Here is a 15509-nt window from a genome sequence, read left to right as displayed (position 1 = left end):
AGCGGGGTGGTACCGCGGCATTCGTGCCGTCCTCGTAGGCAAGGATTTATCGACCCTACGCTTGAAGGACGGCCCATTCGATGAGCTTTTACCCGAAGGTCACTACAGACCCAACCGGTTCGACCCCGGCTTCACCGCGATTCCCAGATCTTGAGAAGCGCGTCCTCGAATACTGGAAGAACGACGACACTTTCCAGGCCTCCATTGACCAGCGCGAGGGCGAAGAATTCGTCTTCTACGATGGCCCTCCCTTCGCCAACGGCCTGCCACACTACGGCCACCTGCTCACCGGCTACGTCAAGGACCTGGTAGCGCGCTACCAGACCCAGCGCGGCAAGCGCGTGGAGCGCCGCTTCGGCTGGGACACCCACGGCCTGCCAGCCGAGCTGGAAGCTATGAAGCAGCTGGGCATGACCGACAAGAAGCAGATCGAAGCCATGGGCATCGACAAGTTCAACGACGCCTGCCGCACCTCGGTGATGAAGTATGCCGATGAGTGGAAGCAGTACGTGAACCGCCAGGCTCGCTGGGTCGACTTCGAAAACGACTACAAGACCCTGAACGTCGAGTTCATGGAATCGGTCATCTGGGCTTTCAAGCAGCTTTCGGACAAGGATCTGACCTACAAGGGCTTCCGCGTGCTTCCGTACTGCTGGAAGGACGAGACCCCGCTGTCCAACCACGAGCTGCGCATGGACGACGACGTCTACAAGAACCGCCAGGACCAGACCGTCACCGTGGGCTTCACCATCCTTGCCGGTGAAACCGAAGCCTCCAAGGCACTTGCCGGCGTGCAGGCCCTGGCGTGGACCACCACCCCGTGGACCCTGCCAACCAACGCCGCACTGGCCGTGCACCCGGCGATCGACTACGTCGTGGTTCCTGCAGGCGAGGCCGGCGTGAAGGCTTCGGCCGCCGCCGGGCCATTCCTGCTGGCCCGCGACCTGCTCGGCTCCTACGCCAAGGACCTGGGCTACAAGGATGCCAAGGAAGCCGCTGCGGCCATCACCGCCAGCTACACCGGTGAGCAGCTTGCCGGCGTGCGCTACCAGCCGCTGTGGGACACGTACACCGACACCGAGAAGTACGGCACCGAAAACGCCTGGCAGATTCTCACCGCCGACTACGTCACCGTGGCCGACGGCACCGGCATCGTGCACCAGGCTCCGGCCTACGGCGAGGATGACCAGAAGGTCTGCGAAGAGCACGGCATCCCGGTGATCCTCTCGGTAGACGAGGGCGCCAAGTTCCTTCCTGTCTTCGGCAACGGCCCGCTGGCCGAGATCGCCGGTGTGCAGGTCTTCGACGCCAACAAGACCATCACCAATGTGCTCAAGGACGAGGCCAAGCTGGTCAAGCAGGCCTCCTACGAGCACTCCTACCCGCATTGCTGGCGCTGCCGCACCCCGCTGATCTACCGCGCGATCTCCTCGTGGTACGTCGAGGTCTCCAAGTTCAAGGACCGCATGGTCGAGCTGAACGAGCAGATCAACTGGATCCCGGGCAATGTCAAGCACGGCCAGTTCGGCAAGTGGCTGGAAAACGCCCGCGACTGGTCCATCTCGCGCAACCGCTACTGGGGTTCGCCGATCCCGGTGTGGGAATGCACCGGTGCCGAATGCGAGCACCGCGAAGTCTTCGGCTCGCTGCAGGAAATGCAGGACTTCTTCGGCCGCATGCCGGTCAACCACGAAGGCCAGCCTGACCTGCACCGCCCATTCATCGACGAGCTGACCAAGGCCCATGAGGGCTGCGCCGAATCCGGCACCCTCAAGCGCGTGGAAGACGTGCTCGATGTCTGGTTCGACTCCGGCTCGATGCCGTACGCCCAGGTGCACTACCCGTTCAACAACCAGGAATGGTTCGATTCCGGCCACCACCCGGCGGACTTCATCGTGGAGTACATCGGACAGACCCGCGGCTGGTTCTACACCATGCACGTGCTCTCCACCGCGCTCTTCGACCGCCCGGCCTACACCAACGTGATCTCCCACGGCATCGTGCTGGGCTCGGACGGGCAGAAGATGTCCAAGTCCCTGCGTAACTACCCGGATGTCACCGAGGTCCTGGACCGCGACGGCTCCGATGCCATGCGCTGGTTCCTGATGGCCTCGCCGATCCTGCGCGGCGGCAACCTGGTCGTGACCGAACAGGGCATCCGCGATGGCGTGCGCCAGGTGCTGCTGCCGCTGTGGAACGTCTGGCACTTCTTCAACCTCTACACCAACTCCGCCAACAACGGGGCCGGCTACGAGGCCAAGCGCTCGATGGACTCCACCGACCCGCTGGACCAGTACATGCTGGCTGCCACGGGCCAGCTGGTGCGCGAAGTCACCGAGGCACTGGATTCCTACGAGGTCTCCGATGCTACCGAGGCCGTACGCCAGTACATGGACACCCTGACCAACTGGTACGTGCGCCGTAGCCGCCAGCGTTTCTTCGATGAAGACACCCAGGCCTTCGACACCCTGTACACCGCGCTGGAAACCCTGGTGAAGGTCACCGCTTCGCTGCTGCCGCTGGCCAGCGAAGAGATCTTCCGCGGGCTGACTGGCAAGCGCTCGGTGCACCTGGAGGACTGGCCGGACGCCAGCGAATTCCCAACCGATGCCGCGTTGCTGGAAACTATGGAAACCACCCGCAAGATCTGTTCCGTGGGCTCCTCGCTGCGCAAGGCCAAGAACCTGCGCGTGCGCCTGCCGCTGGCCGAGCTGAAGGTCGTGCTCACCGGCGCTGCCCGCCTGGAAGGCACCTACGCGTCGATCATCAAGGACGAGCTGAACCTGAAGGCCGTCACCCTGATCGATGCCGAAGGCGTCGACGCCGCCAGCTACGGCATCAGCCAGCAGCTGGTAGTGAACGCCCGTGCGGCCGGTCCGCGCCTGGGCAAGAACGTGCAGCAGGCGATCAAGGGCGCCAAGTCCGGGGACTGGTCGGTCACCGACGGGGTGGTCACCGCGGGCGGACTGGAACTGGCCGAGGGCGAATACACCCTGGACACCGTGGTGGATGCAGCAGGCGAAATTGCCGCGGCAGTCATCGACGGCGGCTTCCTGGTGCTGGATACCGAGGTCACCGAGGCACTGGCTGCCGAAGGCACCGCACGCGACATGATCCGCTCCATCCAGTCCGCCCGCAAGGACGCGGACCTGCAGGTATCGGATCGCATCCACACCGTGGTCACCGCCAACACGGCCGCCATCGCGGCACTGGAAGCGAACCGCGAGCTGGTGGCAGCTGAAACCCTGACCGCGCAGCTGGAACTTGTCGCCGATGATTCGGTAGATGGCGAGCAGGTCACCGTGGCCAAGCTGGATTCTGGCAAAGTCGAGGCCAACTAGTGAGCGAATTGGACCGCGTCTACGCGCAACTTCTCTCCCGTGCGCCGGAAAACAAGATGGAACCGCGCATGGATCCGATGTTCCGCGCGATGGAGATCCTCGGCGAGCCGAACAAGGCTTGCCCGGTCATCCACATCACCGGCACCAACGGCAAGACCTCGACCGCACGCATGATCGAGTCGCTGCTGATGGCGCACGACTTGCGCACCGGCCGCTACTCCTCGCCGCACCTGATCTCGGTCACCGAGCGCATCGCCATTGACGGTGCCCCGGTAGACGACGGGACCTTCGTGCGGGTGTGGGATGAAATCAGCCCGTTCCTTCAGATCGTGGACACCGAGCTCGTCGAGCGCGGCGAAAACAAGCTGACCTACTTCGAAGCTGTCACCATCCTGGCCTTCGCGGTTTTCGCCGAGGTTCCGGTGGATGTCGTGGTGCTCGAAGTCGGCCTGGGCGGCATCACCGACGCCACCAACGTGGCAGATGCCGACGTTTCGGTGATCACCCCGATCTCCTTGGACCACACCGATCTGCTGGGGGATACCCCGGGCGAGATTGCCGAAGAAAAGGTCGGCATCCTCAAGCCCGGCGGCTACCTGGTCTCTTCGGTGCAACCGGTGGATGCCGCCGACGTGCTGCTGGCTCGCGCCCGCGAGCTTGAGGTGCCGGCAGCTTTCGACAGCCTGGACTTCAAGCTCCTGGAACGCCAGCATGGCGTGGGCGGGCAGCTGCTGTCCATCCAGGGCCAAGCGGCGCGCTACGACGAGATCTTCCTGCCATTGTTCGGTGCCCACCAGGCGCAGAACGCCACCGTGGCCTTGGCTGCGGTGGAGGCCTTCCTGGGCGGCGGCCAGCGCGAGCTGAATGCCGCTCTGGTCCGCGACGGCTTCGCGGCCGCCACCAGCCCGGGCCGCCTGGAACTGGTCCGCGCGGCACCGAGCATCCTGGTGGATGCCGGCCACAACCCGGATGGCATCCGCGTCACCGCAGAGGCGATCAAGGAATCCTTCGGCTTCACCCGCCTGGTGCTGATGGTTGGCATCTTGCAGGAGAAGGACGCCGAAGCAATGCTTTACACCATGCGCGAGCAGTACGGTGACATGGTTGAGGACATTTGCATCACCCAGTCGTCCTCGCCGCGGGCCATCCCGGCCGGCGAACTGTCCACCATGGCGATCGACGCTGGCTGGCCGGAAGAGGACATCCACGTCACCGAGGACCTGGAAGATGCCATCGAATGGTCGGTGGGCCGCGCCGAGGCAGGCAACGACTTGTCCGGCGGCGTGCTGGTGACCGGTTCGATTACACTGGTGGGCGAGATTTCACTGTTGCTCAAGGGAGGCGAATCCTGATGGCTAAACTCACCCGTGCCCAGCGCGAGTGGCGTCCTGGGATGAAGAAGAAGCAGCGCTCCACGAAAATGATGTTCGCATCAACAGTGCTGGTCTGCGAGGCGCTGCTGGCGGTGTTCGTCACCCTCGCGGCCTTCGGGCTCAAGCGTGGCGGAGAACCGGTGGTCGTGCTCAGCCTCGGCGCTGCCGTGGCGCTGCTGTGCATCTTCAACTGCGCCCTGCTGGGCAAGAAGATCGGCTACATCATCGGCTGGATCCTGCAGGTAGTGTTCTTCCTGTGCGGCTTCATCCTGCCGGACATGTTCTACCTCGCAGCGGCCTTCGCCCTGTGCTGGTGGTATGCGCTGAACAAGGGCGGCGAAATCGACGCAGTGAACAAGCGCCGCGCCGCCGCCCAAGAAGCCTGGGAAAAGGCGAACCCCGAGCAAGCCTGAGAACCTAAGAAGTACATCAACGATACGAAGAGGTAGTCACATGACTGAACGTACCCTGATCCTGGTCAAGCCAGATGGCGTCAAGCGCGGTCTGACCGGACAGATCCTTGGCCGCATTGAAGCCAAGGGCTACACCATTGCCAAGCTGCAGCAGCTGGAAGCTACTCGCGAGCTGCTCGCCGAGCACTATGCAGAGCACGAAGGCAAGCCATTCTACGAGCCGCTGGTTGAGTTCATGCTCTCCGGTCCGGTGGTGGCGATCGTGGCTGAAGGCCAGGGCGTTATCCCCGGCTTCCGTTCGCTGGCTGGCACCACCGACCCGACCACCGCGGCTCCAGGCACCATCCGTGGCGACTTCGGCCGCGACTGGGGCCTGAAGGTCCAGCAGAACCTGGTCCACGGTTCGGACTCCGTCGAGTCCGCCGAGCGCGAGATCGGCATCTGGTTCGGCAAGTAGATCGAAACGCGAAAATCCCGGCAGTTGGAAACTGCCGGGATTTTTCATGCCTGGAAGCGGGTCCTAGAACCAGTCATCCAAACTGTCCCGGGCGAGCATAGCTCCTTGCGGGCTAGCTGCCTGCTGCACCGAACTTCCGAGCGCCTGTGCGGTCGAGTCCAGCGGCAGCTGCTCTGCAGCGCCGATCCTGACCACCTGGTGGTGGTCGGTGATAGGGCCGACTATGTGCGAAAGATACTTATCTGCTCCGTCATTGCTGAATTCCAGCACGTGGATACCTCCCAGTCTTCAGTGCGCGTTAGCACATTGATTGCGGGCGAAGCGTGGCGCGGGTTTTCCCTGTTGGGGAAAACGAAGACATGCAGCAAAACTTCTCAAGGCGATTGCGCATCCCGCGTCGCTCCACTTCCATCACTTCAGTCACATTAAACACACAAACCACATCCACGGCAACGCGGGATCGGGTCCACCGGTCTTGTCCCCAGCGCGAAAACCCCGGGAAGCCGGGGCTGGATGAGGGTGTGAACTCTTTGAGAATTAATCGGAAATAATTCGATCAAGAGCATTTAAGTGGCAAAAGGAAGGACGCCCCTGACGTGCAGGAGCGCCCCAGCCGCAATAGCTACTCGGAATCCTTGAGGGATTCCTGGTGCTGTTCCTTCGCTTCGAGTTTGTCGAAAGCCGCTTGCTCTTCGCTGATCTCGACTTCAGACTTGATGTCCTCGCTGGCTTCAGCCACCGCATCGGATTTGTCGCGCCCGGTCCATACCTTGATCACCGCCCATGAAGCGGCCACCAGTGGCACCGCCAGGACGGCGCCAACGATGCCTGCCAGGACGGTGCCTGCGGTCAGTGCCATCAGCACGACCAGTGCATGCAGGCTCAGGGCGTTGGCCATGACGACCGGCTGCAGGAAGTTGCCCTCCAGCTGGTTCACCAGGATCACCGCAGCCAGCACGATCAGCGCCACCACAGGTCCGTTGGTAACCAATGCAATCAGCGTGGCCAGGATGCCGGCAACGGTGGCACCTACCATCGGCACGAAGGAACCGAGGAAGACAATGACGCCTAGCGGGATGGCCAATGGAACCTGCACGATCAGCAGCGTCGCGGTGATGCCCAAAGCATCCACCGCGGCCACGGTGGCAGTACCGCGGATGTAGCCGCCGAAGGTGCGCAGCGCGCGGTCGCCGGAAAGAATCCACTTGTTGCGGTAGTGGCGTGGAGTCCACGACACGGCAAAGGCCCAGATCTTGTCGCCGTCCTTCAGGAAGAAGAACAGGATCACCAGCAGCAGGACCAGGCCGGTCACGAAGCTGCCTGCTGCGCTCAGCGTGTTCAAAGCGCCGGTGCCGAACTGGGAACTGGTCAAGAAGCCGGTTACCGTTTCGACAACATTATCGATCTGGCTCTGGTCGACGCTGAAAGGCATCGTGCCGATGAAGCCCTGAACCATGTCGTTGAGCTGGTTGAAGCCCTCAACAGCTTGGTCAACGAGCTTTGGCCATTCCTTGATGACCGAGAAGACCAGGCCGGTGCCAATGCCTCCGAGGACCAATAGGGATCCGAGAAAAACGATCCATGCTGCCAGCATCGGGGAAACAAACTTGCGCAGCTTGACCACCAGGGGCCACAACGCACAGGAAATGATGACGGCCAGCAACGTCGGGATCACGATCATGGTCAAGCGGAGCATGCCGATGATGAGGAATGTTGCCAGCGCGCCAACTACCAGCAGCTGGGCGCTTCGAATGCCTAGGCGTCCTAGCAAGTCGGTCCACAGGCTGGTGACCGTGAAATCTGGTTTGGCGTCCCTGGCCGGAACACGGTGGTGCTCGGCAGGTGTCGGCTTGTCGTCCGGAGGTTGCTTTTTCAACAACGCGGCGGGCCTGACCTTACGGAAAAAAGCCATAGTCGCTCCTTGTAGCTGGTTCTGATAGCTCTAACAATAGGCTAACGACTTGACAAGGTCCCAAGGCAACACCGAAATGCTGATTTTTTGGCGTTCACACTGGCCACTAACCCGTTTTCGTGCCCGAATGCATCGATTCGTGCACCCACGGGCTGATTTCCCCGGCATTCCTGCGGCGTCGTCTCTGCAATGATGCTGGGCTTGAACTAGCGGGGGATCAATGCCGACGGGCATCGAAACCCGGTGGTCTTCTTTGAAACCAGTGGAAATAGCAGTGACGGAAGCCTCGGGCAGAAGTCCCGCGGCAAGTTGATTCGCCAAAATGTTCTTGCGCTCAAGGAATTGCTGCTCGGAATGGCATCGGGCGAAGTCCAACAAGAAGATCCAGAACGCTGGGAGGAAATCCCTCACCAGCCGGTGACGGGCTATCAGACCGATTATGCGGGTCTGGTCCAGAAGTGAACTGACGCAGCAGAGCTGGGGCCGCGCAATGCGCGGCCCCAGCTCTGTTAAGGTCTCGTTCTCTGCCTGTGCGGACTACTTGGCGTTGAAGTACTCCTTGGCCAGCAGGCCCATGATGATCTTGTCGTGGAACGACCCATCGTGGAATCCAGCCTGGCGCACTCGGCCCTCTTCGCGGAACCCTGCGCGGTTGAAGGTGCGCAGTGCGCGCTCGTTGTACGCCCAGGCGTTCAAGCCGATGCGGTTCAAGCCCATCTCGCGGAAGCCGTAGTCGATGATCATCTTGGTGGCCATGGTGCCATAGCCTTGGCCCACATTTGAACCACCGATCATGATCATCAATTCGGCGGAACGGGCCGGCGCGTTGTAGTCGTACAAAGCGGTGTGCCCGATCAGCGTGTCGTCGGGAAGCGTGATGGAAAGTCCCACGCCGTCGGTAGTGCCACGGTTGACGCTGCGCGACTTGAAGAGTTCTGCGGCTTCGGTGATCGGGTGGGGAAGTACCAGGTTGCCCTGCAGGGCCATGAATTCTGGGCTATTCCACCATTGGGTGAGGAACGCAAGATCTTCCTCTTGTAGTTCACGGAGCCGAAGGTGTTCGGAAATCAGCAGGTTGATTCCGTAGTCCTGGGCATTTTCTGTGTTCCATATGTCACTTGCCATGCTTCTAATCTACCGGGTCTAGCTGGACAGTATCCGGAAGATCGTTGACGGCGAACCCTTTCCGGCCTTGCCGATGGACGTTTTGACGCGGATCGGAGGCCGAAGCGGGATGTCTTGGCACCGGTGGCGCGCCGGGGTGCAACAAGCAGTGACACAAGGCCGGCCGACCTGGTTGGCGGCGGGGTGGGGGAGCGCCAGGAACAGCACTGCGGGGCCGCTACCGAAGTAGCGGCCCCGCAGGTGGGCATGGAAGCCGGGCTCTAGCCGAAGAAGGCGAGCGGGAAACGCAGGACGACCGATGCGGCAACGAGCGCCCAGATGACGGCGGTAATGATCCAGCTCCACTCGGCGAAGAACTTTTTCACGCCGGCTCCAGCAGGAATCACGCCGGTAAGCACATTGCGTGCGGTCGTGAACACGAACAAGGGAATCGTCATGGCCCACACGACCATGCAGTAAGGGCACAGGGCGTTGATTTCATACAGGGCCTGGGACCAGAACCAGATCACCACGCCCATAGCGGCGGTGATGCCCAGCTGGAAGCACAGCCAGAACCAGCGCTTCAGGTTTGTTGCGCCGGCCAGCAGGGCGAAGCCGATGGCGATAACAACAGCGAAGCAAACGATCCCGAAGAAGGGATTGGGGAATCCGAAGATTCCTGCCTGCTCGGATTTCATCACGGTGCCACAGGAGATCCAGGGATTGACGTCGCAACTGGTGATGTAGTCGGGGTTCTTGTACAACTCCAAGCGTTCCAGGACCAGGATTCCGGCGGCGAGCCAAGAGATCAATCCCGTAACGATGATGAACAGCCCGAAGCCGCGTTCCTTAGCCCACCAGGGCAACACGCCCGAGCCGTGGCTATTTTCTTGTGATGAAACCATGTTTTGACTATTCCATAAGTTCATAGGAAAGCGGGTTATTCCGCCAAGGCCTTTTTCATCCTAGGAAGCATTTCTGTGCATCTGGTGAGAAGCAATGAACAAGGCGTGAACGAAATATGAGAGAATGGGAGTGGTTGTTCGCGGATCCACAGTCTGCTTTCAACCCGACGATAGACTTTTGAAACAACAGATCGACAGGCGATGCATCGCTTCGGTTGAGTGCCCAATATGTGCGCCTCCCGGGGGAATACCGCGGATCGTAGGGCTGCAAAGGAAAGCAGCCGGTTTTCTTAGGCCACGTTGATCCGCAGGATTTGCGCCTGGTTCAGAAATTTGGACCAGCGTCGAACCCGCGGAAAATAGCGAGCTTTTGTGTCCGGACTACTGGAAGATAAGTAGGCCAAGCGACACGTGATGATTGTAGTTTCAGCAACGGCGCCGTCTGTGGAGGATGCCCGAGCGGGACATAGTAGGAGTACGCGAATTTAAATGAGCGCAGCAAATCAACGAAAGGGCGGAACGCAAGGTAATAAGCGGGGCAACCGTTCAACACGAGCCCGCCGTACCAGTGTTTCAACCACACCCGCGCGACCACTGCGTCGCGCCATGACCTTGGCCGAACTCAATGCCGCTGCCGGCGTCGAGGAAAGCCCATACCGCTGGCGGGCCACCCGCCGCACCCAGATTTCCACCCCTGATTCCACCAAGCGGGCCAGCCGCCAGGCCGAACGCCGGGCGCAGGCAGTGCGCAATACCGCGAATGACGAGGCCGTAGAGGTCGCCGCGGCCAAGCAGGAAGACGTCCAGGACAAGCAGGAAGACGTCCAGGAGCAGAGCGCTGAAATCGCTGCCCCGGCCGAGCAGGAAGTTGCACCGGTTGAGGAAGCGAACGACGTTGACCAGACCGGCATGCTGCTGGCCGAACACGGCAGCACCATGATCTTGAATCCTTTCGCCGTGCCGGAAACAGCTCAGGCTGTTCTGGCCCAGGCTGTTGCGAAGAAGCAGGAACCTGCTCGCCGCGCAGCTGCCGCAGATCCCGAGGCAGACGCCGATGCCGACGACGTGACTTCGCGCCGCCGCCGCCGCCGTCGCCGCGGGGAAGTGGATCTGGAACTTGAGGGCGGCTCGCAGGATGATCCGCCGAACACCGTTACCCGTGTGCGCGCCCCGCGTGGCAGTATCGAAAGCCACAGCTCGGTCAACGACAAGGTCGCTTCGGTGCGCGGTTCCACCCGATTGGAAGCCAAGCGCCAGCGCCGCCGCGAATCACGCGAAACCGGTCGCCGCCGCCAGGTGATCACCGAGGCCGAGTTCCTGGCCCGCCGCGAATCCGTCGAGCGCAAGATGATCGTGCGCCAGCGCGAGGACCGCATCCAGATCGGCGTACTGGAAGATGGAGTGCTTGCAGAGCACTTCGTCTCCAAGACCCAGCAGGATTCGCTGATCGGCAACGTGTACGTCGGCAAGGTGCAGAATGTGCTGCCATCCATGGAAGCTGCTTTCGTGGATATCGGCCGCGGCCGCAACGCCGTGCTGTACGCAGGCGAAGTGAACTGGGACGTAGCGGCTCTCGAAGGCGCGCCGCGCCGTATCGAGAACGCCCTGAAGGCTGGCGACTCGGTCCTGGTGCAGGTCACCAAGGACCCGGTAGGCCATAAGGGCGCCCGGCTGACCAGCCAGATCTCCCTGCCTGGCCGCTACCTGGTCTACGTGCCAGGTGGTTCGATGACCGGCATCTCGCGCAAGCTCCCTGATGTCGAACGCCAGCGCCTGAAGAAGATCCTGAAGGACCACCTGCCGGAAAACGCGGGCGTCATCGTGCGCACCGCCGCCGAAGGCGCTTCCGAGGAAGAACTGACCAACGATATCAACCGGCTGCGTGCGCAGTGGGAAGGCATCGAAGAGCAGGCCAACTCCACCAAGACCCTGGCTCCGGAACTGCTGTACTCGGAACCCGATCTGACCATCAAGGTGGTCCGCGACGTCTTCAACGAGGACTTCACCAAGCTGATCGTCTCCGGTGACCACGCCTGGGACACCATCGAGGCCTACGTCATGTACGTGGCGCCGGATCTGATGGGCCGCCTGGAGAAGTGGGAAGCCGAAGAGGACATCTTCGCCAACTTCCGTGTGGACGAGCAGATCGCCAAGGCGCTGGACCGCAAGGTCTTCCTGCCTTCGGGTGGTTCGCTGGTCATCGACCGCACCGAAGCGATGACCGTCATCGACGTGAACACCGGCAAATTCACCGGTTCGGGCGGCAACCTCGAAGAGACCGTGACCAAGAACAACCTGGAAGCGGCCGAAGAAGTGGTCCGCCAGCTGCGCCTGCGTGACATCGGCGGCATCATCGTCATCGACTTCATCGACATGGTCCTGGAATCCAACCGCGATCTGGTGCTGCGCCGCCTGGTGGAGTGCCTGGGCCGCGACCGGACCAAGCACCAGGTTGCTGAAGTGACCTCGCTGGGTCTGGTCCAGATGACGCGCAAGCGCATGGGCACCGGCCTGCTCGAAGTCTTCGGTGAAGAGTGCGAGCACTGTGCAGGTGCTGGCTTCATCACCCACGAAGAGCCAGTTGAATCGCGCAAGACCTTCAACTCGCAGGGCGAAGCGCACAGCAAGAAGTTCAACGACAAGCCAAGCCGCAACTCCCGCCGCCGTCGTGGCGGCGAGAAGGACGAGCAGAAGCCAGTTGAGAAGCAGGAGCCGGCAGCAGGGGAGAAGGACGAAGCCACGCGCAACGCCCTGGCCAGCATTGCCGCCGCTTCGCACCTGGATGCCGCTGCTGAAAACGCAGTGAGCATCGAGGGCGAACAGATTCCTGTGGCCAAGTCCGCGGCGTCTGCGCAGGGCACCGAGGCCTCGGTTACCCTGGAAGCGCTGGAAGCAGCGTTGCCGGGCCAGGATGAGTCCAGCGACGAGCAGGACGGCAGCCGCAAGCCGCGCCGCCGTTCACGCTCCCGTGGACGCGGACGCAACCAGTCCGAGGAAAACGCTTCGGGCAACGAGGAAGCTCAGGCCAACCAGGAGCAGCAGGCTGCTCCTGAACCTGTTGCCGCCTCGACGTCCCAGGAGCAGCCGCGCAAGCGCTCACGCCGTGCTTCGCGTCCGCAGGAAGCGGCACAGCAGGACCAGCCGGTGCTCACCGGCCTGGCCATGCCTGCTGCCAGCGCGCCTGCTGAGTCCAGCAGCCCCGCGGCTTCCGTCCCAGTTGCCGCCACCGCGGCAGCCCCACAGAATTCCACGAAGCCAAAGCGTCGCAGTCGTCGGGCCACCTCGGTCCAGGGCGATGCGACTGCAGAGGTTCTCGTGGCAGAGGTATCCGCCGCTACCGGTTCGGTAGTTCAGATGGATTCCTCCGGTTCGCAGAAAGATAAGCCAGCTGAGCCTGCCGGGCAACCGGTAATGCTCGGTGTGGGTGTTCCAGTACGCGAACTGAAATAGATGAACTTGATCACGCTTCCCTCGCTGGGGCAGTTTGTATTTGCTCCAGCGGTGTGGACTAGCGTAATCTAGTTGATCGGTGCTAAACGCCAAGATCACGGACTTTTGGTCCGCTCGGCGTCAAGGCACAAGCGCATGAGATCCCCGGGATCGCATCCACTTTGTGGGTGTTCGGGTCGATATCTGCGCCGGTAAGACAATAAACGTCGAGTAGAAGTGAGTACCCACGTGGTGTACGCAATTGTCCGCGCAGGCGGCCACCAGGAGAAGGTTTCCGTTGGAGACCTCATCACCGTTGACCGTCTTCAGGCTGCCCCAGGCAGCTCCATCGAGCTTCCAGCTTTGCTGTTGGTAGATGGCGAGAAGGTAACTTCCGCAGCTGCCGATCTGGCTAAGGTCACGGTCACCGCTGAGGTTGTAGAAAACCTTCGCGGCGAGAAGATCGTAATCCAGAAGTACAAGAACAAGACCGGTTACAAGAAGCGCCAGGGCTTCCGTGCCGCTCTGACCAAGGTCAAGGTCACCTCGATCGCCTAATTCAGGCAATCGTAGAATCCATTTTTGTAGCGAAAGAGGCTAAAAGGCATGGCACATAAGAAAGGTGCGAGTTCCACTCGCAACGGTCGCGATTCCAACGCACAGTACCTAGGCGTAAAGCGCTATGGTGGACAGGAAGTCAAGGCAGGCGAAATCATCGTTCGCCAGCGTGGCACCCACTTCCACCCAGGCGCCGGCGTAGGCCGTGGCAAGGATGACACCCTGTTCGCATTGGCTGCTGGCGCAGTCGAGTTCGGCACCCGTCGTGGTCGCCGCGTGGTGAACATTGTGGCTGCTGCCTAATTCAGGCAACAGGCAAATTTTTTAGTACACAAGGGGTGGGCCGATTTCGGTCCGCCCCTTGCGTGCATAGTTAGACTTTTAAGCGAGTATCCCTCGCAACCCCGTACTAGGAGAAGATGGCCCCGTGGCTGCATTCGTTGATCGCGTAACCCTTCATGTCACCGCAGGTAATGGTGGCCACGGTTGTGTGTCCATCAAGCGTGAGAAATTCAAGCCGCTTGGCGGTCCCGACGGCGGCAACGGCGGCAAGGGCGGAGACATCATCCTGCGCGTCGACCCCCAGGTCACCACGCTGCTGGACTTCCACCACCTGCCGCACCGCAAGGCTGGCAACGGCGAGCCGGGCAAGGGCGGTCTGCACCCGGGCAAGAGCGGCGAGGACCTGGTCCTGGGCGTACCTGCCGGCACCGTCATCAAGACCAAGGACGGCGACATCCTCGGCGACCTGGTCAAGCCGGGCGATGAATACATCGCCGCAATAGGCGGCATGGGCGGCCTGGGCAATGCGTCCATCGCCTCGGACAAGCGCAAGGCCCCGGGCTTCGCGTTGCTGGGCATTCCCGGAACCGGCCAGGATATTGTCCTGGAACTGAAGTCCATGGCGGATATCGCGCTGGTGGGCTACCCATCGGCCGGCAAATCCTCGCTGATCGCCGCCCTGTCCGCGGCACGCCCGAAGATCGCCGACTACCCGTTCACCACCCTGGTGCCCAACCTGGGTGTCGTCGAAGCAGGCGAAACCCGCTTCACTGTCGCCGACGTGCCTGGCCTGATCCCTGGAGCCTCCGAAGGCAAGGGGCTGGGCCACGAGTTCCTGCGCCACGTTGAGCGCTGTGCCGCCATCGTGCACGTGCTGGACTGCGCCTCGCTGGAAGCGGACCGCGACCCAATCAGCGACCTGGACATCATCGAAGCAGAGCTGGCCAACTACGAAGCCGACTCCACCTTCGCCGGTACCGACGGCACCATCGTGCCGCTGATCGAGCGCCCGAAGCTGATCGCACTTAATAAGGTTGACATGCCAGACGGTGCCGACATGGCTGAATTCGTGCGCCCTGAGTTGGAAAAACGCGGTTACCGCGTCTTCGAGATCTCCGCGCTCTCGCGTAACGGATTGCGTGATCTGTCCTTCGCTATGGCTGAATTGGTAGAGCAGGCACGCGCTGAACAGGTTGTTGAAGCCCCAGTAGTCGAGGTGCCTGTGATTCGTCCACGTACCACCAAGCGTGCCGAGTTCACCATCCGCCGCGAGGAGCAGAACTTTGAGCCAATGTGGCGAGTTATCGGTGAAAAGCCGGAACGCTGGATTATGCAGACCGATTTCCGCAACGATGAAGCTGTCGGCTACCTGGCTGACCGCCTGGCCAAGCTGGGCGTCGAAAACCAGCTGTTCAAGGCCGGTGCCAAGCCAGGGGACGCGGTAATCATCGGCGCCGAGGACAACGCAGTGGTCTTCGATTGGGAGCCAACTATGGCAGCTGGCGCCGAACTGCTCGGCGGCAGCCGACGCGGCGAGGACATCCGCCTCGAGGATCGCGGCGATCGCAAGACCCGCGAGGAAAAGCGTGCCGAGCACGAAGAGCGCCGGGCGGCCAAGGCGTCGGCTCGCGCCGAACTGGAAGCCGAACGCAAGGCCGGCGTCTGGACCGAATCGGTTGACTCCAAGTACGGACGAAAGACTGCGGAACCAAAGGCAACCCAGGAGGAAAATTAA

The 15509-nt window shown here is 61.7% G+C and carries 13 protein-coding genes; 9 read left to right on the top strand and 4 right to left on the bottom strand.

The annotated features are described in order from the left end of the window. Positions 1-80 precede the first annotated feature (80 nt). The 4 genes from ileS to ndk are packed head-to-tail and all read left to right on the top strand — an operon-like array spanning position 81 to position 5584. Complete coding sequence (ileS, locus tag ACWICV_RS03550) at positions 81-3341, top strand: isoleucine--tRNA ligase (protein WP_454090738.1); 3261 nt, start codon at positions 81-83, stop codon at positions 3339-3341. 56 nt (positions 3342-3397) lie between these two features. Next, positions 3398-4693, top strand: a complete 1296-nt coding sequence (locus ACWICV_RS03545) for a bifunctional folylpolyglutamate synthase/dihydrofolate synthase (RefSeq protein WP_454090971.1) — start codon at positions 3398-3400, stop codon at positions 4691-4693. Beyond that, positions 4693-5127 carry a DUF4233 domain-containing protein gene (locus ACWICV_RS03540; RefSeq protein ID WP_105658487.1) on the top strand — a complete coding sequence of 145 codons (435 nt, stop codon included), beginning with the start codon at positions 4693-4695 and terminating at the stop codon, positions 5125-5127. Before ACWICV_RS03545 ends, ACWICV_RS03540 begins: the two co-directional genes overlap by 1 nt. 40 nt (positions 5128-5167) lie before the next feature. Next, positions 5168-5584 (top strand): nucleoside-diphosphate kinase, encoded by a 417-nt coding sequence (ndk, locus tag ACWICV_RS03535; RefSeq protein WP_105658488.1) that lies wholly within the window; start codon positions 5168-5170, stop codon positions 5582-5584. 63 nt (positions 5585-5647) lie between these two features. Here the strand turns inward: ndk and ACWICV_RS03530 are convergent, their stop codons facing one another. Both ACWICV_RS03530 and ACWICV_RS03525 read right to left on the bottom strand, forming a co-directional pair. Continuing rightward, positions 5648-5854, bottom strand: coding sequence for a hypothetical protein (locus tag ACWICV_RS03530; protein WP_402473329.1), 207 nt, complete (start codon positions 5852-5854; stop codon positions 5648-5650). A gap of 352 nt (positions 5855-6206) precedes the next feature. Then, on the bottom strand, positions 6207-7496 hold the full coding sequence (locus tag ACWICV_RS03525; RefSeq protein ID WP_402473326.1) for an AI-2E family transporter: 1290 nt from the start codon (positions 7494-7496) through the stop codon (positions 6207-6209). Between the two features lie 243 nt (positions 7497-7739). On the opposite strand from ACWICV_RS03525, the gene ACWICV_RS03520 reads away from it, so the two are divergent. Further along, the gene (locus ACWICV_RS03520; protein WP_332489125.1) at positions 7740-7958 is read left to right on the top strand and encodes a hypothetical protein; all 219 of its coding nucleotides are present in this window, start codon (positions 7740-7742) and stop codon (positions 7956-7958) included. A gap of 75 nt (positions 7959-8033) precedes the next feature. On the opposite strand, the gene ACWICV_RS03515 is transcribed toward ACWICV_RS03520, so the two are convergent. Together ACWICV_RS03515 and ACWICV_RS03510 are read right to left on the bottom strand one after the other, a co-directional pair. Continuing rightward, entirely contained in the window at positions 8034-8621 is a 588-nt protein-coding gene (locus ACWICV_RS03515; RefSeq protein WP_332489126.1) for a GNAT family N-acetyltransferase, read from the bottom strand. 260 nt (positions 8622-8881) lie between these two features. Continuing rightward, positions 8882-9505: a vitamin K epoxide reductase family protein gene (locus tag ACWICV_RS03510; RefSeq protein WP_332489127.1), complete on the bottom strand. Its 624-nt coding sequence runs from the start codon at positions 9503-9505 to the stop codon at positions 8882-8884. Between the two features lie 606 nt (positions 9506-10111). Here ACWICV_RS03510 and ACWICV_RS03505 point away from each other — a divergent pair. The 4 genes from ACWICV_RS03505 (at position 10112) to obgE (ending at position 15509) form a co-directional block, all read left to right on the top strand. Then, positions 10112-12955, top strand: a complete 2844-nt coding sequence (locus tag ACWICV_RS03505) for an Rne/Rng family ribonuclease (protein ID WP_400288739.1) — start codon at positions 10112-10114, stop codon at positions 12953-12955. A gap of 228 nt (positions 12956-13183) precedes the next feature. Further along, the gene (gene rplU, locus ACWICV_RS03500; RefSeq protein ID WP_013349163.1) at positions 13184-13492 is read left to right on the top strand and encodes a 50S ribosomal protein L21; all 309 of its coding nucleotides are present in this window, start codon (positions 13184-13186) and stop codon (positions 13490-13492) included. A 48-nt stretch (positions 13493-13540) separates the two neighbouring features. Further along, positions 13541-13795 carry a 50S ribosomal protein L27 gene (gene rpmA / locus ACWICV_RS03495; protein ID WP_013349162.1) on the top strand — a complete coding sequence of 85 codons (255 nt, stop codon included), beginning with the start codon at positions 13541-13543 and terminating at the stop codon, positions 13793-13795. Between the two features lie 124 nt (positions 13796-13919). Further along, complete coding sequence (obgE, locus tag ACWICV_RS03490) at positions 13920-15509, top strand: GTPase ObgE (RefSeq protein WP_400288012.1); 1590 nt, start codon at positions 13920-13922, stop codon at positions 15507-15509.

The sequence above is a fragment of the Glutamicibacter sp. NPDC055354 genome (genome assembly GCF_053644955.1).
This window is presented reverse-complemented; position numbering and strand designations above follow the sequence as displayed.

Excerpts from the sequence above, each read along its gene's own strand:
- ACWICV_RS03525 (WP_402473326.1), bottom strand. The coding sequence starts at position 7,496 with ATGGCTTTTTTCCGTAAGGTCAGGCCCGCCGCGTTGTTGAAAAAGCAA.
- ACWICV_RS03545 (WP_454090971.1), top strand. The coding sequence starts at position 3,398 with ATGGAACCGCGCATGGATCCGATGTTCCGCGCGATGGAGATCCTCGGC.
- ACWICV_RS03515 (WP_332489126.1), bottom strand. The coding sequence starts at position 8,621 with ATGGCAAGTGACATATGGAACACAGAAAATGCCCAGGACTACGGAATC.
- ACWICV_RS03505 (WP_400288739.1), top strand. The coding sequence starts at position 10,112 with ATGACCTTGGCCGAACTCAATGCCGCTGCCGGCGTCGAGGAAAGCCCA.
- ACWICV_RS03540 (WP_105658487.1), top strand. The coding sequence starts at position 4,693 with ATGGCTAAACTCACCCGTGCCCAGCGCGAGTGGCGTCCTGGGATGAAG.
- ACWICV_RS03510 (WP_332489127.1), bottom strand. The coding sequence starts at position 9,505 with ATGGTTTCATCACAAGAAAATAGCCACGGCTCGGGCGTGTTGCCCTGG.
- ndk (WP_105658488.1), top strand. The coding sequence starts at position 5,168 with ATGACTGAACGTACCCTGATCCTGGTCAAGCCAGATGGCGTCAAGCGC.
- ileS (WP_454090738.1), top strand. The coding sequence starts at position 81 with ATGAGCTTTTACCCGAAGGTCACTACAGACCCAACCGGTTCGACCCCG.
- rpmA (WP_013349162.1), top strand. The coding sequence starts at position 13,541 with ATGGCACATAAGAAAGGTGCGAGTTCCACTCGCAACGGTCGCGATTCC.